Annotated in this window: 17 protein-coding genes; 9 read left to right on the top strand and 8 right to left on the bottom strand. The window is 40.1% G+C overall.

What is annotated here, in order from left to right:
* Positions 1-46 precede the first annotated feature (46 nt).
* Positions 47-1,075, top strand: a complete 1,029-nt coding sequence (gene yejK, locus FCN25_RS01760) for a nucleoid-associated protein YejK (RefSeq protein WP_137221428.1) — start codon at positions 47-49, stop codon at positions 1,073-1,075.
* A 459-nt stretch (positions 1,076-1,534) separates the two neighbouring features.
* Positions 1,535-2,482 (top strand): magnesium/cobalt transporter CorA, encoded by a 948-nt coding sequence (gene corA, locus FCN25_RS01755; protein ID WP_137221426.1) that lies wholly within the window; start codon positions 1,535-1,537, stop codon positions 2,480-2,482.
* 105 nt (positions 2,483-2,587) lie between these two features.
* Here corA and FCN25_RS01750 read toward each other — a convergent pair whose 3' ends face one another.
* The gene (locus FCN25_RS01750) at positions 2,588-3,838 is read right to left on the bottom strand and encodes a DUF3391 domain-containing protein (RefSeq protein WP_137221424.1); all 1,251 of its coding nucleotides are present in this window, start codon (positions 3,836-3,838) and stop codon (positions 2,588-2,590) included.
* Positions 3,839-3,955: 117 nt separating this feature from the next.
* On the opposite strand from FCN25_RS01750, the gene FCN25_RS01745 reads away from it, so the two are divergent.
* The 4 genes from FCN25_RS01745 (at position 3,956) to FCN25_RS01730 (ending at position 8,080) form a co-directional block, all read left to right on the top strand.
* The gene (locus FCN25_RS01745; protein ID WP_137221422.1) at positions 3,956-4,651 is read left to right on the top strand and encodes a 2OG-Fe(II) oxygenase; all 696 of its coding nucleotides are present in this window, start codon (positions 3,956-3,958) and stop codon (positions 4,649-4,651) included.
* Positions 4,652-4,958: 307 nt separating this feature from the next.
* Positions 4,959-5,813 (top strand): putative selenate ABC transporter substrate-binding protein, encoded by an 855-nt coding sequence (locus tag FCN25_RS01740; RefSeq protein ID WP_137221420.1) that lies wholly within the window; start codon positions 4,959-4,961, stop codon positions 5,811-5,813.
* Positions 5,813-6,490 carry an ATP-binding cassette domain-containing protein gene (locus FCN25_RS01735; protein WP_137221418.1) on the top strand — a complete coding sequence of 226 codons (678 nt, stop codon included), beginning with the start codon at positions 5,813-5,815 and terminating at the stop codon, positions 6,488-6,490. The genes FCN25_RS01740 and FCN25_RS01735 overlap by 1 nt, the downstream gene beginning before the upstream one ends.
* Before the next feature lie 72 nt (positions 6,491-6,562).
* Positions 6,563-8,080 (top strand): ABC transporter permease, encoded by a 1,518-nt coding sequence (locus FCN25_RS01730; RefSeq protein WP_137221417.1) that lies wholly within the window; start codon positions 6,563-6,565, stop codon positions 8,078-8,080.
* Between the two features lie 89 nt (positions 8,081-8,169).
* Here the strand turns inward: FCN25_RS01730 and FCN25_RS01725 are convergent, their stop codons facing one another.
* Both FCN25_RS01725 and FCN25_RS01720 read right to left on the bottom strand, forming a co-directional pair.
* Complete coding sequence (locus FCN25_RS01725; RefSeq protein ID WP_137221415.1) at positions 8,170-8,850, bottom strand: LysE family translocator; 681 nt, start codon at positions 8,848-8,850, stop codon at positions 8,170-8,172.
* Positions 8,851-9,009: 159 nt separating this feature from the next.
* Positions 9,010-10,272 (bottom strand): dicarboxylate/amino acid:cation symporter, encoded by a 1,263-nt coding sequence (locus tag FCN25_RS01720; RefSeq protein ID WP_254693756.1) that lies wholly within the window; start codon positions 10,270-10,272, stop codon positions 9,010-9,012.
* Positions 10,273-10,544: 272 nt separating this feature from the next.
* Here FCN25_RS01720 and FCN25_RS01715 point away from each other — a divergent pair, with 272 nt between their 5' ends.
* The gene (locus FCN25_RS01715; RefSeq protein ID WP_137221411.1) at positions 10,545-13,001 is read left to right on the top strand and encodes a hypothetical protein; all 2,457 of its coding nucleotides are present in this window, start codon (positions 10,545-10,547) and stop codon (positions 12,999-13,001) included.
* Between the two features lie 182 nt (positions 13,002-13,183).
* On the opposite strand, the gene astB is transcribed toward FCN25_RS01715, so the two are convergent.
* Positions 13,184-14,518 carry an N-succinylarginine dihydrolase gene (astB, locus tag FCN25_RS01710; RefSeq protein ID WP_137221409.1) on the bottom strand — a complete coding sequence of 445 codons (1,335 nt, stop codon included), beginning with the start codon at positions 14,516-14,518 and terminating at the stop codon, positions 13,184-13,186.
* Positions 14,519-14,900: 382 nt separating this feature from the next.
* Here astB and topA point away from each other — a divergent pair, with 382 nt between their 5' ends.
* Positions 14,901-17,537: a type I DNA topoisomerase gene (gene topA, locus FCN25_RS01705; RefSeq protein ID WP_137221407.1), complete on the top strand. Its 2,637-nt coding sequence runs from the start codon at positions 14,901-14,903 to the stop codon at positions 17,535-17,537.
* A gap of 238 nt (positions 17,538-17,775) precedes the next feature.
* On the opposite strand, the gene pta is transcribed toward topA, so the two are convergent.
* On the bottom strand, positions 17,776-19,923 hold the full coding sequence (gene pta / locus FCN25_RS01700) for a phosphate acetyltransferase (protein ID WP_137221405.1): 2,148 nt from the start codon (positions 19,921-19,923) through the stop codon (positions 17,776-17,778).
* 38 nt (positions 19,924-19,961) lie between these two features.
* On the bottom strand, positions 19,962-21,188 hold the full coding sequence (ackA, locus tag FCN25_RS01695; RefSeq protein WP_137221403.1) for an acetate kinase: 1,227 nt from the start codon (positions 21,186-21,188) through the stop codon (positions 19,962-19,964).
* Positions 21,189-21,408: 220 nt separating this feature from the next.
* Between ackA and yfbV the strand changes: the two genes are divergently transcribed.
* Entirely contained in the window at positions 21,409-21,852 is a 444-nt protein-coding gene (gene yfbV / locus FCN25_RS01690; protein WP_137221401.1) for a terminus macrodomain insulation protein YfbV, read from the top strand.
* 53 nt (positions 21,853-21,905) lie between these two features.
* On the opposite strand, the gene pflA is transcribed toward yfbV, so the two are convergent.
* The gene (gene pflA / locus FCN25_RS01685; protein ID WP_137221399.1) at positions 21,906-22,643 is read right to left on the bottom strand and encodes a pyruvate formate lyase 1-activating protein; all 738 of its coding nucleotides are present in this window, start codon (positions 22,641-22,643) and stop codon (positions 21,906-21,908) included.
* Positions 22,644-22,719: 76 nt separating this feature from the next.
* Complete coding sequence (gene pflB / locus FCN25_RS01680; protein WP_137221397.1) at positions 22,720-25,002, bottom strand: formate C-acetyltransferase; 2,283 nt, start codon at positions 25,000-25,002, stop codon at positions 22,720-22,722.
* Positions 25,003-25,965 lie beyond the last annotated feature (963 nt).

Below are 25,965 nucleotides of genomic sequence, written 5' to 3'. Positions count from 1 at the left end.
TCTTTTTAAAATTATCATCTGCGACCGACTAGGATTAACAAGGCTTATGAGTATTAGCATTGAACAAGCAATTATTCACGAAATTTCTCAAGACGGACAAGGCCAAATGCATTGTCGTTTACGTCCGCAACCGTTGTTAAATACTCACGCTGTTGAAACCATGTTAGAAGAGTTACACCAGACTTATTCAGGGAAAGCGGGTAAGGGTTTTGGTTTTTTTGGTACTCATGGCGATGACGGTGATGCTAATGATGCATTTTCTAATGCGTTAACGGGCTACCGCAGTGGTGAATTAGGTTTTGTAGAGTTTACCGGGCAAGCCAGCGAATTGTTACAGCAAGAATTGTCTAAGTATGATTTTAGTCAGGGTGGTTTTTTGTTAATGTCTTGCTACACCAGCATGACCAGCGACTATTTATTTGTGGCGTTATTAAGTGCCAAGTCGTCGATGACGGTATTAGATGATATGGAGTTGTCACAAAATAACCATTTAGATTTAAGCAATATTCAATTAGCTGCGCGCATTGATTTAACTGAGTGGCAAGCTGATAAAAGTTCACGGAAGTATATTTCGTTTATTCGTGGTCGTGCGGGCCGTAAAGTGGCTGATTTCTTTTTAGACTTTATGGGGTGTGTTGAGGGTGTTAACACCAAAGCGCAAAATAAAACCTTAATCCATGCGGTTGAAGACTTTGTCGCGGGCAGTGAGTTAACCAAAAACGAGCGCCAAGATTGCCGCAATAAGGTATTTGAATATTGTGCTGAGCGAGCGGATTCTGGGGATGTCATTGAAGTTAAAGATTTGGCCGACGAATTAGCTGATTCTGGTATGGATTCGTTTTATGATTTTGCTTGTGGTGGCAGTTATGAGTTGGACGATGAGTTTCCGGCTGACAAAGCCAGTTTACGCAGTTTAAAGAAATTTTCTGGCACTGGCGGTGGCGTAACCTTGAGTTTTGATGGTGGCCATTTAGGCGAGCGAGTTATTTACGATCCTATTTCTGACACCATTTTAATTAAAGGTGTACCAGCCAATTTGAAAGATCAACTAGATCGTCGCCTGAAAGGTGAATAATGGCGAATAAACGTTAATATCCTTGATGATAAAGCGTCCTATAACGGCGCTTTTTTTATAATATTATTGATAGTAACCATGTACGCTTGGTCAATTGAGTGTCTTTTTGATAATTAGTGAAATAGTTGACAACGGATGTGATTTTTAACAACACGTATACATGTGTACAGAATGCTTTGATGCAGTATATAAGCTGATATTATTCAACACTTTTATAGATATAGATTCTTCCTTTAAAAAAGATGAGATTCATTTGTGGTCTTAACATCGCTTTAAAGCAGGGCATATGACTTTATTGTGTTGATTAGATTGTTAATGAACGTTAGCAATAACTGGTATGATTTTTGGTGTGGTTGAAACTTTTTACTTTTCATTCATGGGTAGTTGAGTAAACTAGCGCCACTTTTCAGTATTTTTGTTTGCTATGTCATTAACGGCATAACAAACTTTGGGGGAGCGATGATCACTGCATACGCCTATCAAAATAGACAACTCATCATCACCGAATTAAGCGTTGGCGATAAAGTGCCAGAGTCGACATTGTGGTTGGATTTATTAAGACCTGAAGATGAAGAACGTGAATGGTTGAGCTTGTTCTCTACTGAAGAAGTCCCTGATGAAGAAGATGTTAAAGAAATTGAGGCCTCAGCGCGTTTCTACCAAAACCAAGACGGTTTACACATTAACTCACTGTTTCCACAGCGCGTGGGTTCTGATGTTCGCGCCGTAAACGTGTCATTTAACTTACGCGAACAGTTTTTACTGACCATACGCGAAGAGGACGTCGGTCTTATTCGTCTGTTGCGTAACTACTTACGTTTAGGTCGTCTTGATTTGACGACACCACAAGGGTTGATGCTAGAGTTATTCTATTTAAAAGTGGACTATCTATCTGACTTAATTGAAGATGTTTATAGCATATTAGAAAATGTCGGCGAGCAAGTTTTTAATGACGAAGAGCTTGATGATGTATTTAAGCTTATCACCTTACAAGAAGACTCTAACGGTAAAATTCGTTTAAGTTTGTTGGATACGCAGCGCTCATTACGTTATATGCAACGTTATTATCGTGATAATTTGTCCGATGAAAACTTAAAAGGCATCCGTGAGATGTTGTCGGATATTGAATCATTAATGCCACACAGCCAGTTTATTTTCGATAAATTACAATTCTTGCTGGATGCGGCAATGGGTTTCAGTGGTTTGCAACAAAACAAAATCATTAAAATATTTTCAGTATCGGCAGTGGTGTTTCTGCCGCCGACATTAATTGCCAGCAGTTATGGGATGAACTTTCACCTTATGCCTGAGCTTGATTGGCGCTTTGGTTACCCTTTAGCGGTGGTATTAATGCTTGCCAGCGCGGCAGGGACCTACTTTTTCTTTAAAAGAAAAGGGTGGTTGTAGTAGTCATCTCAATAACAAAATTAACGCCATCAATTGTTGTCAGTTGATGGTTTTTTTATGTGTGTGATATCCATTTTAGAGTAATGGATTTAGTGATTTTCAGTATTAGTTTTTACCAATGGCAAAACTAATTTTATCTCGTGGACTCAGATAAGCATGAATTTTGGGGGGCAGTGACGCGGCGGGTAAACTGCGCACAATTGTCATGTTTTCATCTTGAAGATTGATAATGGGCATTAAGTCTTTAGGTACTAGTTGGTCGTATACAATGATATTAGGTGACAATAATTGTTGTAAATTGACTGAGATGACCATGGCAAATTGCCCGCTAGACAATTCAATAATGCTACCTGGCGGATAAATACCTAACATTTTTATTAGCTTACTAACATATTCTGCATTTAGTTTTTTACTGTAATTTTTGTACAAAAAGCCCAAGGCTACGCTGGGTGTTTTGCTCTTTGTTTGATTTGAGCCGTTACATAGAATGTCATATTCATTGACGACAGCGATTAACTGCGACAATTTATCGAGCTTGTCTGCTTTTAGTCCTTGCGGGTAGCCTGTTCCATCGAGGAATTCATGATGGTTGGCAATCAATGGTTTAGCTGCATCCGGAAAACTATCTGCCAACTTTAGAAAGTTAATACTCATCAAAGGATGTTGTTTAATATAGTTTTCTTCTGGGGTAGTCAGCTCTACTCGTTTGTTGAGAATGGTACTAGGAACCTTAAGTTTGCCAATATCGTGAAATAAGGCGCCTATACCTATAGTTTCAACTTCTTCTCGACCCCAGCCAAGTTCTTTTGCCATCAGCATACACAGCATAGCTACGTTTAATGAATGATGATAAATGTGCTCATCATTTTTTGCGTCACTCATTAAGTGTAATGCTAGATTGTCGCTACTAAGCAGCATGTTTGTTATGTTACTAATGAGTTCTTTTGCTTCACCAACAGCATTAAGTGGACGACTACTCACTTTAGAGACCATTGACCGCATCATGGCGACAGAACGAGTAAATTGCTGTTCTGTTTTCTTTAAATCGCGTTTGAGTTTTTGTTGTTGCTCAATTTTTTCTGACTTTTGAAGAAGCATTTTTTCCTTAAGTGCGGCTAAGGTATGCTCATCTGTTTTGGGGGTATTAATATTATCTGATGTGACAGGTTGTATATCACTTTTGTCGGGGTCAAAGAAAACATCTTTTATCCCTAATCCTTTGATAATTTCAATTTGCGCTGTATTTTTGATTTTAAAGCTGCCAAACAGGAAGGGGTGATCTTTCCAAGAAACAGGCAAACGGATAAATGTTCCGATTTCTAATTGCTCTACAGCGATTTTTTTATTTTTTTTCATATTCAATAGATAGTTACTTTAAAAGAACAAAAAGCTATGTTGAGCGTTGTCCTTTACAGATACCTGAATCACGTGGCAGCATATTACTATAAATTGATTAACAATGGTTGGCTTAAGATGGATTTTATTGAAGTATATCCCAATGCGATGAGTAATGATTTATGTGACCGCTTAATTGCTGCATTTGAAGCGCATCCTAGCGTAGCTCTTGGGCAAACTGGTTTTGGTGTTGATACCGAAAAAAAGCACAGCCGTGATTTAATGTTAGATACTTTTGATGATTTAGCTGAATTAAAAAATGAATTACTCGATGTGACATTAACTCGTGTTACTGAATATTTAACTCAGTATTCACTCTGTCTCATGGGGGCTGTGTCAGTACAAGTCGCTGATGAAAATGGTCAGCCACAGACCTTAACGCCTGCTAATTTTGATAACTTAGGTCGACCAAGAGCGGCGGCGTTAACTAAGTACTTGTATCGAAGTGGTACGATAAATATACAGCATTACAAACAGGGTGTTGGCGGTTATCCCCATTGGCATTCAGAACAGTTTCCTCAAAATGATCATAATGAAGCCTTACATCGTGTTGTTTTGTATATGTTCTATTTGAACGATGTTGAAGAGGGCGGCGAAACGGAGTTTTATTATCAACAGCGTAAAATAAGCCCTAAAAAAGGCACTATGGTGATTGCCCCTGCCGGTTTTACTCACAGTCATCGCGGCAATGTGCCCATTAGCAATGATAAGTATATTGCCACTTCATGGGTGATGTTTAATCGGGCTGAACAGCTTTATGCAGCGCTGAGTTAGTTTTTTGCCTTGGTAATATTTTTTCTTAGCATCAACTCGATTAATACTTGAGTTTTTTTGCTGAATGTAAAAATAGACAAGCCTTAAATTTTTTATATTAAAAGTTATTTTTTATTAGTATGTTAAAAGATGGTCTTGGTTTGTTTATAAACAAATATTTTGCACATTTATTTGAAGTTTATTGATTAAATAAGAATAATTATAGTTATCTTTTTCCATATTTGTCACATTCCGATTGCTTTGTCTATGTGATCGGGTGTTAGGTAAGTTAGAATAACCACATTAATTCACTACCCTTAAGATTAAGATGAAACTAACACATATATTATCGGCTAGCTTATTGAGTTTATTTTCGACGTTTGCATTAAGCGCCACCTTTACGTTTACTGCTATACCTGATGAAGATGAAAGTCAGCTTCGTACTCGCTTTGATAAAGTGGCGGTTTACTTATCAGAGCAATTAGGTGTGGAAGTCAAGTATATTCCGGTCAAGTCATATTCTGCTGCAGTAACGGCGTTTCGTAATAACCAAGTTCAATTAGCATGGTTTGGTGGCTTATCTGGGGTGCAAGCTCGTCGTTTAGTGCCCGGTTCTGAAGCCATAGCACAGGGTTTTGAAGATCAATTTTTTAAAAGCTATTTGATTGCAAATCATTCAATTGACCTTATGCCATCTGATAATTTCCCTACACTTAATAATTACACCTTTACGTTTGGATCTAAAGATTCAACCTCAGGGCGCTTGATGCCACAGTATTTTATTGAAAAAAATACTGGCAAGCCAATTGAGCAGATTTTTAAACGCATTGGTTTTTCTGGTGACCATAGCCGTACTATCAGCCAAGTTGAAGCGGGTGTATATCAAGTAGGTGCAGTGAATTACAAAGTGTGGGACACCGCCGTTGAAACCGGTAAAGTTGATACCAGTAAAGTAAAAGTCATTTGGGAAAGTCCGACTTACCAGGATTATCAATGGACTGTTCATTCGGGCATTGACAACGATTTTGGTGCTGGCTTTAAAGATAAACTCACTCAAGTGTTAATTGGCATGACTGATAAAGATTTATTGGCCAGTTTTCCTCGTGAATCATTTGTACCTGCCAAAAATAGTGATTATGAACCGATTGAGCGTGTGGCTAAAACAATTGGAATGATTGATTAATGTTGTCGTTGGTTGATGTTGATTTAGGTTATAACCAACAGATTATATTATCTAAAGTTAATTTGTCATTTAATGCCAATGAGCATGTGGCTATTTTAGGTCCTTCAGGCGTGGGTAAAACCACGCTGTTGCATCATTTGTATCAACAATTGTCTGAGCAAACCTGTTTGTGTTCTCAAGCCCAAGGACTGGTCGATAACTTATCGATTTATCACAACGTGTTTATTGGTGGATTAGCGCGCCATTCTCGTTGGTATAATTTGGCTAATTTGTTGTTGCCGTTTAAAAAGCCGCAACTTCACATTATCGATATTTGCCAACAGTTGGAGCTAGTGGTGCCATTGCAGCAGAAAGTTAGCGAGTTATCTGGTGGTCAACGTCAACGGGTAGCGCTCGCTAGAGCGTTATTTCAGCAACAGTCAGTGTTTATGGGTGATGAACCTTTTTCTGCATTGGATCCATTAATGGGCTTACGACTGTTAAATTTGATTAAGCAAGCACATCCGAGTGTGATTTGTGTGCTACATGATGCCGAATTAGCATTAGCACATTTTGATCGTATTATTGTGATTAGCGATGGAAAAGTCGTATTAGATGATAAAGCTGAACAATTAACTTTGGCTCATTTGTCGCAGCACTATGCATTAACTGATGCTGCAAAAAATGTTGTGATATAAATATGAATCAATCGCTATTAAAAATACCTCATATTACTTACGTTTTTCCATTTAGTAACAATCCTTTCTATTATGCCTAAAGCCATGCTCTTTAGTGGATTCTCTTTTGTAGGCCACTGGCAGAAAATCACTCTGTTGCTTTTATTGATGGTTTCAGTGTGCTGGTTTTTTGCTGATACCGAAGTAATCGCGCTCGATCCTTGGACCGAACTTGGCCGTATGGGTCTGGGTTTTATTCATCCAGATTTTTTTGCGACAGAATATTTATTTGAGGCTCTTTGGCAAACTATCAGTTTTGCTTTACTCGGTATTACGGTTGGATTGCTATTAGGGTTCCCATTAGCATTGTGGTATCAACACCCTTTGATTGCGGCAATGTGTGCATTTATTCGCGCTATCCATGAGATATTTTGGGCGTTAATATTTTTACAAATATTTGGTTTATCGGCGATTACGGGTATTTTAGCCATTGCCCTTCCTTATGCCGCTACGTTTGCCCGCGTCTTTGCGGATATTTTACAGCAAGCGCCCTTACACACCCTGTTTTCACTGCCAAAAGGCACCGATAAACTGTCTACTTTTATTTATGGTCGCTGGATGCATATGTATCCGCAGATTGTCGATTATATTCGTTACCGTTTCGAATGTGCGTTACGCAGTAGTGCGGTGTTGGGTTTTATTGGTATGCCGACATTAGGCTTCTATTTAGAATCTGCCTTTCGCCAAGGGCATTATGAGCAAGGTGGGGCATTATTAATCTTATTCGTATTGTTAATTGGTAGCATACGTTATTGGGCTAGACCGATTTTGTTTTGGCTGTATTTACCTCTTGCTGTGTATTTTTTACCGCCAATTCCGACAATTGATGGTCAGCTTATTTGGCGCTTTCTTAGTGTTGATATTTTACCACCAATGTTACAAGGGCAAGCCTTTTTAAGTTGGTTTGATACTGAACACTTGTCAAAATTATTTGATTGGAGCTATAAGCTAATAAGCCAACAAGTTATTCCAGGGATGATTGCCACCTTAGTGCTGGCTTTTTGTGCCTTAGGGTTAACCTATTTATTCACATTGGTATTATTACCTTTTAATACTCGACTGATGATGCCAAAAGTGATTATCTTAATCATGAGGGCGGTGAATTTAATATTACGTTCTCTGCCCGAATATTTGTTGGCTTTTGTGTTTATGATGTTGTTGGGACCTTCGATGTTACCTGCGATCATCGCATTAGCATTACACAATAGCGGCCTGATGGTATTTTTAATGGCGCGCCAAGCTGACAGTGTGACCGTGCCGCTGACTTATCAACCTCGGATTGATCAATACAGTTATTTGGTTATTCCTGCCATATATCCTCATTTTATGGGCCTGTTGTTTTATCGTTTTGAAGTGATTATTCGAGAAACAGCTATTTTGGGGATGCTTGGGGTCATGACGTTAGGATTTTATGTCGATAGTAATTTTTCTGAAATTCGTTTTAGTGGTGCTTTATTACTATTAGTGTTCACTGCTGGACTCAATGTGGTAGTAGATTATTTTGCGCGTCGATTATTACAACATCCCCGAAGTCGTTTACAAGCTTGCTAACACCGCTTAATTATATGATTTGTAATATATTTAGTTAATGTCTACTATTGTATAGTTTAAAGCGGTTTTGTTTGCTAACTGTATGATATTTAAAGTGTATTCATTATTTTCTCAACAACATTGTTGGCAATGGTAAGAGCTACTGCAATAAAGATAATTCCAACCAGTAAATCAATAATGGTATTGGCCGCCAGCAACTTTTGCTGTACTTGCGGCTTAGATAGAACAAGTGCCAATAAACTAAACCAGGCTAATGATAAGACAAATAATAATATCGCTGCGGCTATTTTGGTTGAATTGTTGACTTGTGGGGTGATCAATACTGAAAACAGGGTGATAAAAAAGATCAGTGCTTTTGGATTGAGTAAATTAGTATATAAGCCGACTTTAAAGCCTTTTATTGATGATATTAATCCGGTCGTTGTTGGTTGGCTTTGAGCTGATAATTCTGCTGATGAAATTTCACGTTTATTGATGATACTGGTGAGTGCAGATTTGAGCGCCCCATATCCCATCCAGGCTAAATAGCTACTGCCAATCAATTGCACTACCATAAAGGCAACATGCGATTGTTGGATCATCACACTGATCCCCATTAAGGATAGAAAGGTGTGAACTAATATGGCGACGGCAATGCCTAAGGCACAATAAAGCGCCGTTAAGCGGGTTTGTTGGGTTGCCATTCTGACAATAATGGCAAAGTCTGGTCCTGGGCTCATTAATGCCACAATATGAATAACCGCTAAACTAGACAATAAAGTAATGTCCATATTGATTCCGTTTTTTTCAATTAAAGTAGGTGATACCTTGGGTATATCTATAAGCGCTAATATTAATGTAAGTTGATGATAATGGCATGTTTATGCAAGGAAAGGATAATAAAAAAGCGCTAAATTAGCGCTTTTTTTATTATTATGTAAGTTTAACCATCATTTCTTGGCATTAAGCACTTGCTCTTCAAAGCTTTTTGCTGCCTTACCTGCTTGCGAATCATTGAATATATCTTCATTAAATTCACCCTCAGATTTGGCGATGATAACAGTAGCAACAGCATCGCCAGTTACGTTTACCGCAGTGCGGATCATGTCTAGCATTCTGTCGACGCCAATAATCAAGGCAATACCTTCAACCGGTAAACCCACTTGGTTTAACACCATTGCCAGCATAATAAGGCCTACACCTGGTACACCTGCAGTGCCTATAGACGCTAGTGTAGCCGTTACCACAACAGTAGCGTAATCCATTATGCTCAATTCAATACCAAAAACTTGGGCAATAAATACCGTTGCAACACCCTGCATAATGGCGGTGCCATCCATATTGAGTGTGGCACCAAGTGGTAAGGTGAATGACGCTATTTTGTTGTCAACGCCCATTCTGTGCTCAGCAGTTTCAATCGTAACCGGCAATGTTGCATTAGAGCTTGCGGTACTAAAAGCAAATAGCTGCACGTCGCGAATTTTGCGCAAGAACATCAATGGACTGAGACCGGAGAATAGTTTTAGCAAAGTAGGATAAACCACTAGGCCTTGAATAAAGAGCACGATGACGACTAAACAGAAGTATTTGACTACGCTACCAAAGGTCTCTAATCCTAAGGTTAAGCTCAGTTTGGCCATTAATGCGAACACACCGTAAGGTGCTAATTGCATAATCAGCGTGACAACACGCATGATGACGTCATTTAAATCGTTAAAAAAGGTCGCAACACGAGTACCTTTATCACCGATATGCGAGATAGCAAAGCCAAAAACAACCGCGAAGATGATAATCTGCAGCATATTTCCTTCACTCATCGCTTGCATCGGGTTTGTCGGTACAATATTAATAATGACTTCAGACAAACTAGGTGCATCTTTAACCGTAAATTCTAACGCGTTACCTGCAAGGCTGGCATTACCAGGGTGGATAAGCACCGCTGCTAAAATAGCGATAGTGAGAGCGATTGCTGTGGTGAATAAATAGAAAGCAATTGTCTTACCGCCTAGGCGACCTAATTTAGATGGGTCACTTAATGAGCTTGTACCACAGACAAGTGAAATAAAGACGAGTGGAACGACAAGCATTTTTAAGCTTGATATAAAGATGGTACCGATAACATGTAAAAAGCCATCGGTAATGTATTCTTTGATAAATTGACTGTCTGGAAATACGTTCCTTAAAAGAAGGCCTAAAACAATGCCCGCAGCCATACCAATTAAAATTTTGCTCGTGAGCCCGAGCTTGCGTTGTTTACTCACAGAGTGTTCCTTCTCATCATATTATTTTATGTCTTTATTGAATGCGCTAAAGATTAGCAGGAATCGGCAACTTAGGAAATGGCCTAAAAGTGAAAGTTTTCGCCGATAAATAGGGAATAAAACAGTAGAGTTATGCTAAAGTTACAAGATATTTGCGTATTGTTAATGTATAAGTAACTATAATAATTCTTAAGTTTATTTTTAATGTAACAGGGAGCCTGACAATGAGGTCAGCATATAAAGTTTGTTTAGCACTTTTATGTTCTTTTTTTCTCGTCGCATGTGGCGGCGGTGGCAGTATAACCGATGATGGGACAGGAGGAGACGATACTGATACAGCGACAATTACATTAGCTATCGACAATACTCAAGTTTCGGTTGCAGAACCAGCAATCATTACCGCAACAGTGAAAGACTCAACGGGTGCAGCTGTCAGTACCCTTGTTACATTTACGCTCAACAATGATGATTATGGTACATTTTCACCCAGTACTGGTGAAGTCGTCACTAACTCAAGCGGTGTGGCTACAATCCAACTCAATACTGCAGAGATTAACACCGGAGCAACAGTGACCGCGACCACCACTTCAGGTGCAAGTGCATCATTAGTTGTCACTATGACTGGTGACGGTGGTGTAGCCGGTGGAGGAGCGCAAGTTTCATTGGTGTTAACCGATGCTGCGGGCAATACTATTCAATCTATTAGTACATTATCGCCGGGTAAATTAACTGCGACTGTCACGGGTATTACCAAGGCTTCTATTGTGACATTTGATAGTCCTATCGGTGATTTGCCTGTTAAAACGGCGGTGACCAATGCTCAAGGCAAGGCCACTGTAGATATTTATGCCGGCAGTTCGTTAGGCGCTGGTGAAGCAACAGCGACATTGTCCACCAATGAAACCGGTTCAACCATTGTTGTTGTCGGGGCTACTAATGTTGTTATGGGTAGCGGTACACCTTTTGTTGAAGGTGTGGCAGAAATTAGTACAACTGATTTATCTGCGGGTGGAACCGCAACGGTAACAGTGTCTATTCAAGATGATTCGGGCAATGTATTTACCCAACCAGTGGACGTAAATTTTTCATCTACCTGCGCAACTAAAAGCCCTGCACAAGCAGTTATTAGCTCACCTGTGTCGTCAAGTAATGGTATTGCTACTTCAACCTACCGTGCAGAAGGTTGCGTTGGTGAAGACCAAATTAATGTGACAGCCGATGCTGGCGGTATTAGCTTATCTGCAGTGGGTACTATCAATGTGCTCCAGGCTGATGTTGGCAGTATTGTGTTTGTATCCGCCGTTCCTGAAAATATTAGTATTTTAGGCACTGGTGGTACAGAAGCGTCAGTGGTTAAATTTAAAGTGTTGGATAAAAATAGCAATGTGGTTGCTAACCAAAATGTTAAATTTTCTTTAAATACCAATGTGGGTGGGGTTAAAATTGATCCTCTGCAAGCCACAACAGACAATGATGGAATTGTGCAAACTGTCGTGACTACCGGTACCGTGGCAACTTCTTTGCGGGTGACTGCAACTGTTGATAATGAAGCCGTACCTGTTGTGTCGAGTCAATCTAGTCAGTTGATTGTGTCTACCGGTATTCCTGACCAAGACAGCTTCTCATTAGCTGCGACAATTTTAAATGCCGAAGGTTGGGATGTAGATGGCACAGAAGTGACCATTACAGCGCGTATGGCTGATGCATTTAACAACCCCGTGCCCGATGGGACAACGGTGTCTTTTACTACAGAAGGTGGTTCTATTGAGGATGCATGTCAAACACTAAATGGTGCATGTTCTGTCACTTGGACAAGTCAACTACCTCGACCTGACGGTGAGACACTTCTTAATGGTGCAGGCCAGATGTACCGTAATCCTAATGCAGAATTATCTTATGATTCAACATTAAATATTTATGGCAATATTTACGGTCAAAAATATGGTGGTCGAGCCACTATTACCGCTACGGCTATAGGTGAAGAGTCATTCCCTGATCTCAATGGTAATGGTCGTTTTGATGCTTCAGAAGTAACAGAATTTCTTACGGGTACTGACGTTACAGGTCAATCATTTGATTTGAACGATGCTTATAATGATTATAATGAAGATGGCTTTTTTAATCCGCAACAAACGGGTGGTCAGACTGGCGGTTCTCTAGAAGAGTTAGTTGATTTTAATGCTAATGGTGTATTTGATCTCAAAGACAGCAAATACAATGGTGTACTTTGTTCTGATCCAGTACACAGTGCTTGTGCCGATGGTGTCACTGAATCTAAGTCATTGTATGTTCGCCGCAGCCTGACGATGGTAATGTCTGGAAGTACGGCTTTTGCTTCGGCACCAGCTGATATTATGGTTGTAGATAGTACTGGTATTCACTCTGGCGAAACTAGTATGGTCATAGAAGGTAAAGGCTCTGCTACAGCAACGTTTACTATTTCTGATTTACATAATCAACAAATGCCAGCAGGTTCTGTAGTGAGATTTACTACCTCCGCAGGTTCAGTGGTTAGTTCAAGTGAATATACTTGGCCTAGCAGTAACTATAATGGTGGCCGTCAATTTACCACGACAATTAAAGGTGAAGATGAGCCCAATACTGGTGTATTCCTTGTTGAAGTTGAATCAGCCAATGGTTTGATTACTCCAGTAGTTTCGATTGGTATTACTATTCTATAATCGATAGTTATTTTGATAGTAGATTCTAATTTGTAAAAAGGCGCATTTTGCGCCTTTTTATTAGTTTAGTTTTATTAGTTTAGTTTTATTGTTGCATCAACAAACAAACAAAAAAGCCAACTGCTTCAACAGTTGGCTTTTACAAATACTTTACCTTTTATTACCCAATTGAGCAGTTTAAATTATCTCTGGAACTGATATACACTGCCTAATTTTAATATTTGTGTAAGTTCATCTAATGCGGTACGAGACTCAATAATCAATTGCGGATCGGCAAGATCGCTAACGGTTAGTTGATCGCGATAGTGTTTATCAACCCAAGTATTTAAGCTAGTAAATAAACCCTCATTCATTAATGTGTTTTGGTTCACGGCGGTAATTTCTTGTTCACTCATTGCTACGCGTAGGCGCAAACATGCTGGACCACCACCGTTTTGCATACTTTGTTTTACATCAAAATAACGCACTTGTTTAATCGGCGTACCTAAGGTCACTAGTTCATTTAAGTAAGCAAATACCGCTGGGTTTTCTTGGCAATTTGTTGGTGCGATAATGGCCATTTCACCATTAGGTAAGGTAATTATTTGAGTATTAAATAAGTAACTACGTACCGCATCATTAATTGATACTTGTTCGGTAGTGACTTTCACAAAATGCATATTAGTGTTCATTTTCTGACGGATTTCGTCAAATTTATTATCAGTATCTAAAAAAGCTTGTTCATGGTAGAAAAGCACATTTTGATTACCGACTGAAATCACGTCGTTATGGAATACACCTTGGTCGATTACTGCTGGATTTTGTTGCATAAACACGCAGCTTTCATCTTCAAGTTGGTGTAAACGAGACACCGCTTGAGAAGCTTCTAATGTTTGTCGGGCGGGGTATTTAGTCGGTTTTGGCGAGTTTGGATCAGTTGCTGACAGACCATAAACAAAAAGCTCCACTCCAGCGTGACCATATTCAGCACAGAAACGCGTATGGTTTGCGGCACCTTCATCACCAAAGCTAGTGTGTTCAGGTAAATGTTGATGATGTTTAAAATAACGATCATTGTTGAATGTCGCCTGCAAAATATTGCCAGTAGTAACAGGTTCAATGCTGCGATGTAATTTATCAACTAAGTTAGCTGGAGTGAAATGCACCTTGCCATCACGAGTGTCTGCACTTGGTGATACTGTAGCGGCATTTGCTGTCCACATGCTAGAAGCACTGCAGCAGGCATTAAGTAAAGCAGGGGCTTGCTGAGCCGCTTTTTGTAAAACCTCTGAGTCTGACCCAGAAAAACCAATTCGACGCAATGTATACAGGTCTGGGCGCTCTTGCGGTGCTAATACGCCTTGAACCATACCTAGGTCGGCTAATGCTTTGGCTTTTTGTAAACCTTGTTTGGCTGCCGCTTTAGGATTAGAGGTTTGAGCCGCATTACTAAATGAGGCTACATTACCAAATGATAATCCGGCATAATTATGAGTTGGTCCTACCAAGCCATCAAAGTTGGCTTCAAAATGCTTCATTTGTGATCCTTGAGAATTTTTGTGAATAATTATTATTGTAGTTGCACTTATTTGTGTTACTTATAAAAAAGGAACGTGATCGCTCATGTCAGTTAACGCTAATTTAACGCCAGTATACTTAAGCTATTAGGGTTAACAAGGTGTGGTTATTTTGTACAGATGTATATTAATGACTAAAAATGCACTGAATATGCTCGCAAGTATCATTAAATGATAAATTACGTTCAAAAAACGCATATTATATTTTACATTTTTTTATATTTGATTAAAAAATGACTTATTAACCTATATAAAAGAGGGTTTAACTTGAAACTATCGTCTCAACCCTCTATATATGGACCTAATTTCCTTTATTTCGAGACTTTTTGGCGCAAATAAAACTATGGGTAAATCGCTAGTTATTGTCGAATCGCCGGCCAAAGCCAAGACAATTAATAAATATCTTGGCAAAGACTTCATTGTGAAGTCGAGTGTAGGTCACATTCGTGACTTACCAACTTCGTCTACTTCTGATGGCACCACTGCGACTAAAACCGCTGCAGAAGTAAAAAAATTATCGCCTGAAGAAAAAGCTAAATATAAGCTGATCAGAAACAAGCAAGCGCTTGTGGCGCGCATGGGTGTGAACCCAGATAAAGGCTGGGCAGCCAAGTATCAAATACTGCCTGGTAAAGAGAAAGTGGTTAAAGAATTAAAAGCGTTAGCAGAAACTGCTGACCATATCTATCTCGCAACGGATTTGGACCGTGAAGGGGAAGCCATTGCCTGGCATTTACAGGAAATTATTGGTGGCGACGCTTCACGGTATCAACGTGTGGTATTTAACGAAATTACCAAAACAGCAATTCAAGAAGCATTCAGCAAGCCATCGGTACTTGATACTAATATGGTTAATGCTCAGCAAGCTCGTCGCTTTTTAGACCGTGTTGTTGGCTTTATGGTGTCACCATTATTATGGAAAAAAGTCGCTCGTGGTTTATCGGCTGGACGTGTTCAATCGGTTGCTGTTCGCCTCGTAGTCGAACGTGAGAGTGAAATTAAAGCTTTCGTTCCAGAAGAGTTTTGGGATATTCATGCTGAATTAAATACCCCAACGGCTGCCACGTTAAAAATGCAGGTGATGAAATTTCAATCGGCTGCATTTGAACCGATAAATGAAGCGCAAGCACAAGTGGCGGTGGATGCATTACAAAATGCTAAATTTGTCGTTACTGCACGTGAAGATAAAGCCACGTCAAGCAAGCCATCAGCGCCTTATATTACCTCTACATTGCAGCAAGCGGCCAGTACACGTCTTGGTTTCGGGGTAAAGAAAACCATGATGATGGCTCAACGCTTGTACGAAGCGGGCCATATTACGTATATGCGTACTGACTCAACTAATTTGAGTAAAGAAGCGGTCGAAAACTTACGTGAAATGATAGCTTCTGAGTTTGGTGAAAAGTATTTACCGGCAGATCCTATTCGTTATGGTAGTAAACAGGGCGCTCAAGAGGCGCATGAAGCGATTAGACCGTCAAACGTTGCTGTTCAGTCAGCATCGCTAACCGACATGGAAAGAGACGCTCAGCGCTTGTATGAGCTTATTTGGCGTCAGTTTGTATCTTGTCAGATGACACCTGCACAGTATGACGCAACACGTTTAACTGTGACAGCGGGTGAATATGAACTAAAAGCATCAGGTCGTACATTACGTTTTGATGGTTGGACGCGTGTTCAACCACCGATGAGTAAGAAAAACGAAGAAGATAAGACACTGCCTGTTGTTGAGAAAGGCGATAAGCTTGTTCTTGATGAATTATTATCGAAACAGCATTTTACTAAGCCGCCAGCGAGATATAGCGAAGCGTCTTTAGTGAAAGAGCTTGAAAAACGTGGCATTGGACGTCCATCAACTTATGCGACTATTATTTCAACCATTCAAGATCGTGGCTATGTCAGAGTTGATAATCGCCGTTTCTTTGCTGAAAAAATGGGTGAGATTGTTAGCGAACGTTTAGTTGACAGTTTCAAAGACCTAATGAGTTACGACTTTACCGCCAGCATGGAGCAAACATTAGATGATGTTGCCCAAGGAAAGTTGGACTGGAAAAAAGTGTTAGATGGTTTTTATGGTGATTTTACCAAACAACTATTGTTAGCTGAATTAGATCCAGATGAAGGCGGTATGCGCCCTAATGAGATGGTGCTAACAGACATTAAGTGTCCAACTTGTGGCCGCCCAATGGGGATTAGAACGGGTTCAACTGGGGTATTCCTTGGTTGCTCTGGTTATGCTTTGCCACCAAAAGAACGTTGTAAAACTACGCTTAACCTAACCCCAGGTGAAGAAGCTGTTGGTGACAATGAAGACGGTGAAACTGAAGCACTACGTGCTAAACATCGTTGTCCAAAGTGCGGCACCGCAATGGACAGTTATCTCATTGACGAGACACGTAAATTACATGTTTGTGGTAATAACCCTTCATGTGATGGCTACGAAGTAGAAGCAGGACATTTTAAGATTAAAGGTTATGAAGGACCGATTATTGAGTGCGATCGTTGCGGCAATAATATGGAACTTAAAAACGGTCGATTTGGTAAGTATTTTGGTTGTACCAATAGCGAATGTAAAAACACTCGCAAGTTGTTACGAAGTGGCGAAGCTGCGCCACCAAAAGAAGACCCTATTTTTCTACCAGAATTGAAATGTACAAAATCGGATGCCCACTTTGTGCTCCGTGATGGTGCTGCTGGAATATTTTTAGCGGCCAGTACTTTCCCTAAATCACGAGAAACTCGTGCGCCTTTAGTAGAAGAATTAGTTCAGTATCGTGATTTGTTATGGCCTAAATATAAGTTTCTTGCTGATGCACCGGTGGAAGACGATGAAGGTAATAAAGCTCAGGTTAAATTTAGCCGTAAAACTAAAGAGCAGTATGTTGCTACTGAAGTTGACGGCAAAGCCACTGGCTGGTCTTCGAAATTTATAGGCGGTAAATGGGTAAGTGAATCAACTAAGAAAAAAGCTAAAAAATAATTTTTAGCTTGGTTGAAACATAAAGCTCTTCATTAACGCTATCCGATTGGATAGCGTTTTTTTGTGTCTCAAATACATTCGCTGCATTTTGTAAAAATAAGGATTTTAGCAAATTCCTTTAAAGGTAAGATAAATCAGCCGACAACAGGCATATACAAAAAAGCACTGATAATAATCAGTGCTTTTTGCGTGGTCAATTATACGAATTAGGATCTATTGAAGACCGATATTTCGAATATTATTTTGCACTGTTTTGTGCCGCTTGAATGGCGGTTAACGCAATGGTGTAGACGATATCATCGACTAATGCACCACGAGATAAATCGTTTACCGGTTTACGCATACCTTGAAGCATGGGCCCGATACTGATTAGATCAGCACTTCGCTGTACCGCTTTGTATGTTGTATTACCCGTATTTAAATCTGGGAACACAAATACGGTCGCTTTACCTGCAACAGGGCTGTTAGGAGCTTTAGAAAGCGCCACATTTGGCATCACAGCTGCATCGTATTGCAATGGGCCATCTATGATTAAATCAGGACGCTTTTCTTTAGCAATTCGTGTGGCTTCGCGCACTTTATCAACATCTGAACCAGTACCAGAGGTACCCGTTGAGTAACTGATCATCGCAACGCGAGGCTCGATACCAAAGGCTTTGGCTGACTCTGCTGATTGAATCGCAATATCAGCTAGCTGTTCAGGGTTTGGATCGGGGTTAATAGCACAATCACCATACACTAACACTTGATCTGGCATCAGCATGAAGAAAATCGATGATACTAAGCTTGAACCCGGTGCTGTTTTGATCAATTGCAGTGGTGGGCGAATAGTGTGTGCAGTGGTGTGAATGGCGCCAGAAACAATACCGTCAACTTCATCTTGTGCAAGCATCATAGTGCCAAGCACCATGTTGTCTTCTAGTTGCTCGCGGGCAACGACTTCAGTTAATCCTTTGTTGCGGCGCAATTCGACCATAGGTTCAACATATTTTTCTCGCACAGATTTAGGATCAATAATGATGATGTCTTCGCTTAAAATAACATCTTGTTGTGATGCTACGCGTAGAATTTCTTCACGATTACCAAGTAAAACGCAACGAGCAATCCCACGTTCAGCACAAATTGCCGCCGCTTTAACTGTTCGAGGTTCTTCGCCTTCAGGAAGCACGATGGTTTTATGTGCAGCACGGGCGAGCTCTGTTAATTTATAACGGAATGCTGGTGGCGATAAACGGTGTTCACGAGGAGAGTCTTGAGTGACGCTTTCAATCCATGTTTGGTCAATATGGCTGGCAACATACTCTTGTAATCGTTCAATACGCACGGCGTCATCAACAGGTACTTCGTGATCAAAGCGTTGTATGTTGAGTGAGGTCTGCCATGTGTTTGATTCAATTAAAAATACCGGTAAGCCCGTTTCAAAAGCTTGTTCACACAGCTTCATAATTGCGGGTTCTGGTTCATAGCCGCCAGTCAGTAACAGGGCACCAATTTTAATGCCGTTCATGGCGGCTAAACAGGCTGACACTATTACGTCAGAGCGGTCGCCTGAAGTCACTAACAATGAGTTGTTTTTGATATGACTAACCATATTCGGAATACTGCGAGCACAAAAAGTCACTCGGCGCATACGGCGAGTATGCATTTCACCGGCATTGATGATTTTGGCATTTAAGTGTTTTGCTAAATCAGATGCTCGTGGCGAAATGAGTTCTAAATTATATGGCACACTGCCTAAAATACGCAGTGGGCTCTTACCTGGCAGTTGGAACATGTCCGAGCTATCAATACTTTTGATGTTTTTGTCATCAAAAACTTCAGATAAGTCTGGTCTGGTGCGGCCTTCGCTATCGACTGGCGCACCAATTTTATTGATTATGGCGCCAATTAAGCGCTTATTTTTGTGCCCACCCCATGAATTATAGGCAATTTCTAATCGATTCATTAAGCCATTCGGCGTATCGACTCCGGGGGTTGCGATGAAAATAATATCGGCATCGAGAGCTTTGGCTATTTCATAGTTGATGTCATCAGCAAAAGGGTGGCTACGTGTTGGTACTAATCCTTCAATAACGAGGATTTCGGTATTGTCGGCACAGTCTGCGGCACGCGCAATAATTTGTTCCATTAAGACATCTATTTGCTCTGAGCGGATTAACGCTTCAGCATGTACCATTGTATAAGGTTCTAGCGGATTGACCGTTGGAGAAGTACTTAAAATAGTTGTCGATCGTTCTGGACCCGTATCACCCGACCTAATTTGTGCAATCGGTTTAAAAAATTGCACTTTAACGCCTTTACGTTCTAATGCACGAACCATCCCTAAACTCAGAGACGTTAATCCTACTCCAATACCAATTGGAATAAGCATAATATTACGAGACATGACAACCTCTTTTGTAGGTTTTGTTCATATAAATAAACTTAATTTGATAGGGCAAAGTTTGCTTCTTCAGTAACAAGCAACTTGATTGCATCTTTAGCTATGACCCATTCTTCATTGGTTGGTATCACCATAGCGATAGGGCTATCAGCTTTGGTTATGATCCCCTGTTGACCAAAACGGGCGGCTTTATTTAAGCTCTCATCAACTTTGAAGTTAAAGATTTCCAATAAGTGAAGCACTTTCTTGCGAATAACATCTGAGTTTTCGCCAATGCCACCAGTGAAAACAATAGCGTCTAAACGGCCTAATGGCACTGTGTATGAGGCGATATATTTGGCTAAGCGATAGCAAAAAATCTCTAATGCTAATGTGGCACCTTTGTGCCCGTATTCACAAGCTTCTTCAATACCGCGGCAATCGTTGGTGAGTTCTGAAATACCAAGTAATCCACTTTGGTTATTCAACAGGTTATTGACTTCATCAAGAGTATAACCGAGTTGCTTAACTAAATGGAAAACAATAGATGGATCCATATCGCCACAACGTGTGCCCATGACTAAACCTTCTAATGGGGTTAATCCCATAGATGTGTCGACACTTATTCCGTTTTTAATAGCAGTTACTGATGCACCATTACCTAAATGCGCACAAATAAGGTTAGTGTCGTTAATGTTTTTACCTAATACTTTTGCCGCTTCATGACTGACAAAAAAGTGGCTAGTACCGTGCATACCATAACGGCGAATACTATGCTCACGATACAATTTGTAAGGTAGGGCATAAACATAGGCTTTTTCAGGCATGGTTTGGTGAAATGCGGTATCAAATACTGCAACTTGTGGTAAATCTGGGAAAGAGGCTATCGCGGCACGGATACCAATTAAATGTGCTGGATTATGCAGAGGTGCTAGTGATGCACAATCTTCAATACCTTGAATGACTTCTGGTGTGATAATAACTGAGCGGGTAAACTTTTCTCCACCATGAACAATACGGTGGCCTATGGCTTGAATACTCTCCGCTAATTGCGGTTGTGCTGCCAAGATATCATTAACAATAAATTCTACCGCTTCGCGGTGAGATGAAAATGCACCTAGTTTGGCTTCGTGTTTGTTGCCATGAAATTTCCACTTAATGCGAGAATTATCTAAACCAAAACATTCTGCTAAACCAGAAATTTGTTCATCGCCTGATTGAGCATCAATGATGGCAAATTTTAATGATGAACTACCGCAGTTGATTACGAGCACTAATTTGTCTGACATGTTAACGCCTTCTAAGTCGATAAAACTAAATAAATTATACAATTTTATTTTCTGTTAAGGTTTATGAGCATGCTTAAACATCACACTTTGTTGTTCTTATGGGGATTTGCAACTGATAAGTTAACTTAACATAGTGGCAAATCGACCAGTGCATTTTTGGCATGACACTGTATTATATAAACGTAACACTCACGTCCTAAGCAGTAAAGGTAGCTTAATATTGAACATGAATCTGGTTAAACTACTTGGCGATGGTCAACGTTATATGAAGACTTGGCCAATGGTTAGGCAACTAGGGTATTATTTCCCAGAGTACCGTGTTGTCAAAGCAACTCAATTAGCTATTGTTGCAATGCCAGTGTTGGCATTAGTGGTTACGGCCAGCCAGCTGTATGTTTTTGGCTGGGATTATTTACCACAAGCATTAACTATGTTGTTGTTTTTCATCAGCCTGCCATTGCAAGGCTTATTATGGCTAGGTTGGCGAGCGCGCCATCCATTGCCTTTATCGTTATTTGATTGGGGCAATCAACTCAGTTCAACATTGACTGATATGGGGACATATTGCCAACCTTTAGGCCCAAGTGCCTGTTATTTAGATATGGCCGCTATTTTGAAGCTGGCCTTTGAACGTTTGGATCAAAGTTTTTGGGATGAATTATAATTCATCCTGTACATAAACGGTTACTAATTTACTTATGCTTATGTTTGTTATCATTAAAATGTCGCATTAATACCTCTATCGACAAAAACCTGCTGAATCTTCTGCATTATTTCATTACTTGGTGGTGAAATATGCGCCAAAGTATACGTTTCACCAAAGGCTTGCCATTTATGTTCACCTAACGGGTGATATGGCAATAATTCAACTTTTTCGACATTACTCATCGGTTTGATAAAGTCTGCTAATGCGATGGCAGATTCAACATCTTCGGTAAATCCGGCGACGACGACATAACGGATCCAAGTTTTTATATTTCGTTTAGTCAGATATTGTGCAAATTGTAATGTTCTATGATTGCTGACTTTAGTCAGCTCGATGTGCTTAGTATCGTCCATTTGTTTTATATCAAGTAATACTAAGTCGGTGTTGTCGATCAATTCATCAATCACAGGTTCATATTTGCGGACAAAACCGTTGGTGTCTAAACAAGTGTGTATGCCTTGATTTTTACAGGCTTTAAATAATTCACTCACAAATTGAGCTTGTAAAATGGCCTCGCCACCGCTGGCTGTGATACCACCGCCGCTGGCTTCTAAGAAAGGTTGATAAGCAATGACTTGACTCATTATTTCATCAACAGAAGTTTCCTTACCGCCATCAAGATCCCATGTATCACGATTATGACAATATTGGCAGCGCATAAGGCAACCTTGCATAAAAGCGATGTAGCGAATACCTGGACCATCAACGGTGCCAAATGATTCCACGGAATGTATGCGACCTAACGTCATTGTTGTTCCTTACATGTCTATAAAAAAGGCTGTATCGATAATGACTAAAACATCGATACAGCCAATTTAACAGATACTACAGACCTTTAGTGAATGTCCGCGTAATAACATCTTGTTGCTGCTCTGGAGTAAGCGCATTAAAGCGAACGGCATAGCCCGATACTCGGATGGTTAATTGCGGATATTTATCAGGATTAACAATCGCATCTTCTAGCATTTCACGGTTCATGACGTTAACGTTTAAGTGTTGACCACCTTCACGGTTTGGTCTACTTAAAAAGTAGCCGTCCATCAACGACGCTAAGTTAGTACGACGGCCATTGTCATCTTTACCTAATGCATTTGGCACGATAGAGAAAGTATAAGAAATACCATCTTGTGCGTGGGCAAAAGGGAGCTTAGCCACTGATGTTAAAGAAGCAATAGCACCATTTTCATCACGACCATGCATTGGGTTAGCACCGGGAGCAAATGGTGCGCCTGAACGACGACCGTCAGGAGTGTTACCGGTTTTCTTACCATATACTACATTTGAAGTGATGGTTAAGATTGACTGTGTTGGAATCGCATTACGATACATTTTCTTATCGCGAATTTTAGCCATAAAGCGTTCAACTAAGTCGCAAGCAATGTCATCTACACGAGCATCATTGTTACCAAATTTTGGATAGTCGCCTTGGATATCAAAATCAACAGCGATGCCGTCTTCGTCCCGAATAGGTTTAACTTGAGCATACTTAATTGCTGATAATGAATCGGCAGCAATTGATAAGCCGGCAATACCACAAGCCATTGTGCGGCGTACGTCGCGGTCATGTAATGCCATTAACGCAGACTCGTAAGAATATTTGTCATGCATAAAGTGAATCGCATTTAGTGCAGACACATATTGCGTGGCAAGCCAGTCCATTAATCCATCAAGACGTGACATGACATCATCAAACTCAAGAACATCGGCTGTAATTGGGTCTGCTTTTGGCGCGATTTGGGTTTTCAGTTTTTCGTCAACACCACCGTTAATGGCATATAACATGGTTTTTGCTAAGTTAGCGCGAGCACCGAAAAACTGCATGTGTTTACCCAAAATCATTGGGCTAACACAACAAGCGATGGCGTAATCGTCAGACTCAAAGTCTGGGCGCATTAAATCATCGTTTTCGTATTGAATTGAGCTAGTGTCAATTGATACTTTTGCACAGTAGCTTTTAAAACCTTGTGGTAATTTAGTTGACCACAATACGGTAATGTTTGGCTCTGGGCTTGGGCCCATATTGTATAAAGTATGTAAGAAACGGAAGCTAGATTTAGTCACTAGAGTGCGACCATCAAGACCCATACCCGCGATAGATTCAGTTGCCCAAATTGGGTCGCCAGAGAAAAGCTCATCGTATTCTGGTGTACGTAAGAAACGCACCATACGTAATTTCATCACGAAATGGTCAACCATTTCTTGAGCTTGTTGCTCTGTGATAGCGCCACTCTTTAAGTCTCGTTCAATAAAGATATCTAAGAAAGTTGAAGTACGACCTAATGACATTGCCGCGCCATTTTGGCTTTTGACTGCAGCAAGGTAACCAAAGTAAGTCCATTGGATAGCTTCTTTAGTATTTTTTGCGGGTACCGAAATGTCGCAACCATATTTGGCCGCCATCACTTTCATTTGACCTAACGCACGATGTTGTTCAGATATTTCTTCACGTAATTGGATCACGCTTGATAAATCTTCACCAGATTCAAACTGTGCTTGCAAAGAGCTGAATTGAGCAAACTTATCTTGCATTAGGTAGTCAATACCGTACAAAGCAATGCGGCGGTAATCGCCAATAATACGGCCACGGCCATAAGCATCAGGTAAGCCCGTTAATATGCCAGATTTACGACAAGCCATAATTTCTGGGGTATAGACATCAAAAACACCTTGGTTGTGAGTTTTACGCAGTTCAGAATAAGTATATTTAACATCACTGTTAAGTTCACGACCATAAGCTTTGCATGAACCTTCAACCATACGAATACCACCATTAGGTAGCATGGCACGCTTTAATGGTGCATCAGTTTGTAACCCAACGATGGTTTCAAGGTCTTTATTAATGTAACCAGCTTCATGAGAGGTAATTGTTGAAACCATTTCGGTGTCGAAATCGACAGGGGCATGAGTTTGGTTTTCTTGCTTGATGCCTTCCATGACTTTGTCCCACAAAGCTAATGTGGCATCAGTAGCACCAGCTAAGAATGATTCATCACCCTCATATGGAGTGTAATTTTGTTGGATAAAGTCACGTACGTTAACTTCTGTTTTCCAATCGCCAGCTACGAAACCTTCCCACGCGTTGGCAAATAGTTCGGTTTTATCTGTCATTCACTTAACCCTCTGGTTGATTATCTACGGGTATCATCCCTAGGTATTCGAGGTGATGCTATCCGTTGAGTATTTACATTCTGTGATCTAGGTTTATTCGCTAGACTGAACTGTTTACATCATATGCGTCATTTTGTGGTGAAGTGTTCGGTCTGTTTTCTGTAATGACGCTAATCGTTGTTGTTTATTTAAATTGGTAAGACCATTTGTCCATGCAGTAATAGTAGCATAACTTAGTGACGATATCGGCGGCTTTTGTTAATTGAATGGTAAAAGTGTTAACTGCTTAACAAATCTGTTTAGAATTAAGAGTAGCACAGGCCATTAACATTCATTTAAAAGCATCGCAGTTTATGCTCTTGCTTTAATAATTGATGTTCAACTAAGGATTAAGGCAATGTAGTTAGCTCTTAGTTCATTCTTCTTTGTGACTAGTGACTAATCACATTGCAGCAAGCAGAATTGTTAAGGCCTAATTGAATAGGTTAGTTGACATAAATAATTCGAAAATACAGTTACCTTAACGTGAATCGTTATCATCGTTAAGGTTATCTCGTAAGTGCAATGGTCCTTAGTTTTTTGAGGTTTAGTTTTCCCATTAAATAGGTCTACATGCCATAGGGTATTGAGTCTTTGTATATCACTAACTCATTGTTTAGATTCTTTTCGCGTTTACGACTTATCACTTTGGCAATATAACTTGCTATAACATGTCGAATCGAAAATACCTGTATTCAGATATAAAGCTTGATTACGGATATTGACGTGATGATAACTGAAATCGCTTTATTTATGAGCGGTTAATGCGGCTTAACTGTAATCGTTAGTAGAATGAAACCATTATTACAGACTGTTAACTTGGTAAGACCAATGTACTTTATGTTTCTTGGTGAGTGACTAAATGCCTTTAATTGCTCTTTGGTGTTGTATTCTACTGTGAAGGCTATATTACCATCGCCTTGA

Origin of the sequence: Shewanella sp. MEBiC00475, from assembly GCF_005234075.1 — a bacterium.
GTDB classification, from domain to species: Bacteria; Pseudomonadota; Gammaproteobacteria; order Enterobacterales; family Shewanellaceae; genus Shewanella; species Shewanella polaris.
This window is presented reverse-complemented; position numbering and strand designations above follow the sequence as displayed.

Excerpts from the sequence above, each read along its gene's own strand:
- FCN25_RS01740 (WP_137221420.1), top strand. The coding sequence starts at position 4,959 with ATGAAACTAACACATATATTATCGGCTAGCTTATTGAGTTTATTTTCG.
- FCN25_RS01735 (WP_137221418.1), top strand. The coding sequence starts at position 5,813 with ATGTTGTCGTTGGTTGATGTTGATTTAGGTTATAACCAACAGATTATA.
- FCN25_RS01750 (WP_137221424.1), bottom strand. The coding sequence starts at position 3,838 with ATGAAAAAAAATAAAAAAATCGCTGTAGAGCAATTAGAAATCGGAACA.
- pflB (WP_137221397.1), bottom strand. The coding sequence starts at position 25,002 with ATGACAGATAAAACCGAACTATTTGCCAACGCGTGGGAAGGTTTCGTA.
- FCN25_RS01715 (WP_137221411.1), top strand. The coding sequence starts at position 10,545 with ATGAGGTCAGCATATAAAGTTTGTTTAGCACTTTTATGTTCTTTTTTT.
- topA (WP_137221407.1), top strand. The coding sequence starts at position 14,901 with ATGGGTAAATCGCTAGTTATTGTCGAATCGCCGGCCAAAGCCAAGACA.
- FCN25_RS01745 (WP_137221422.1), top strand. The coding sequence starts at position 3,956 with ATGGATTTTATTGAAGTATATCCCAATGCGATGAGTAATGATTTATGT.
- corA (WP_137221426.1), top strand. The coding sequence starts at position 1,535 with ATGATCACTGCATACGCCTATCAAAATAGACAACTCATCATCACCGAA.
- FCN25_RS01720 (WP_254693756.1), bottom strand. The coding sequence starts at position 10,272 with ATGGCTGCGGGCATTGTTTTAGGCCTTCTTTTAAGGAACGTATTTCCA.
- pta (WP_137221405.1), bottom strand. The coding sequence starts at position 19,923 with ATGTCTCGTAATATTATGCTTATTCCAATTGGTATTGGAGTAGGATTA.
- ackA (WP_137221403.1), bottom strand. The coding sequence starts at position 21,188 with ATGTCAGACAAATTAGTGCTCGTAATCAACTGCGGTAGTTCATCATTA.
- pflA (WP_137221399.1), bottom strand. The coding sequence starts at position 22,643 with ATGACGTTAGGTCGCATACATTCCGTGGAATCATTTGGCACCGTTGAT.
- FCN25_RS01725 (WP_137221415.1), bottom strand. The coding sequence starts at position 8,850 with ATGGACATTACTTTATTGTCTAGTTTAGCGGTTATTCATATTGTGGCA.
- yejK (WP_137221428.1), top strand. The coding sequence starts at position 47 with ATGAGTATTAGCATTGAACAAGCAATTATTCACGAAATTTCTCAAGAC.
- FCN25_RS01730 (WP_137221417.1), top strand. The coding sequence starts at position 6,563 with ATGCCTAAAGCCATGCTCTTTAGTGGATTCTCTTTTGTAGGCCACTGG.
- astB (WP_137221409.1), bottom strand. The coding sequence starts at position 14,518 with ATGAAGCATTTTGAAGCCAACTTTGATGGCTTGGTAGGACCAACTCAT.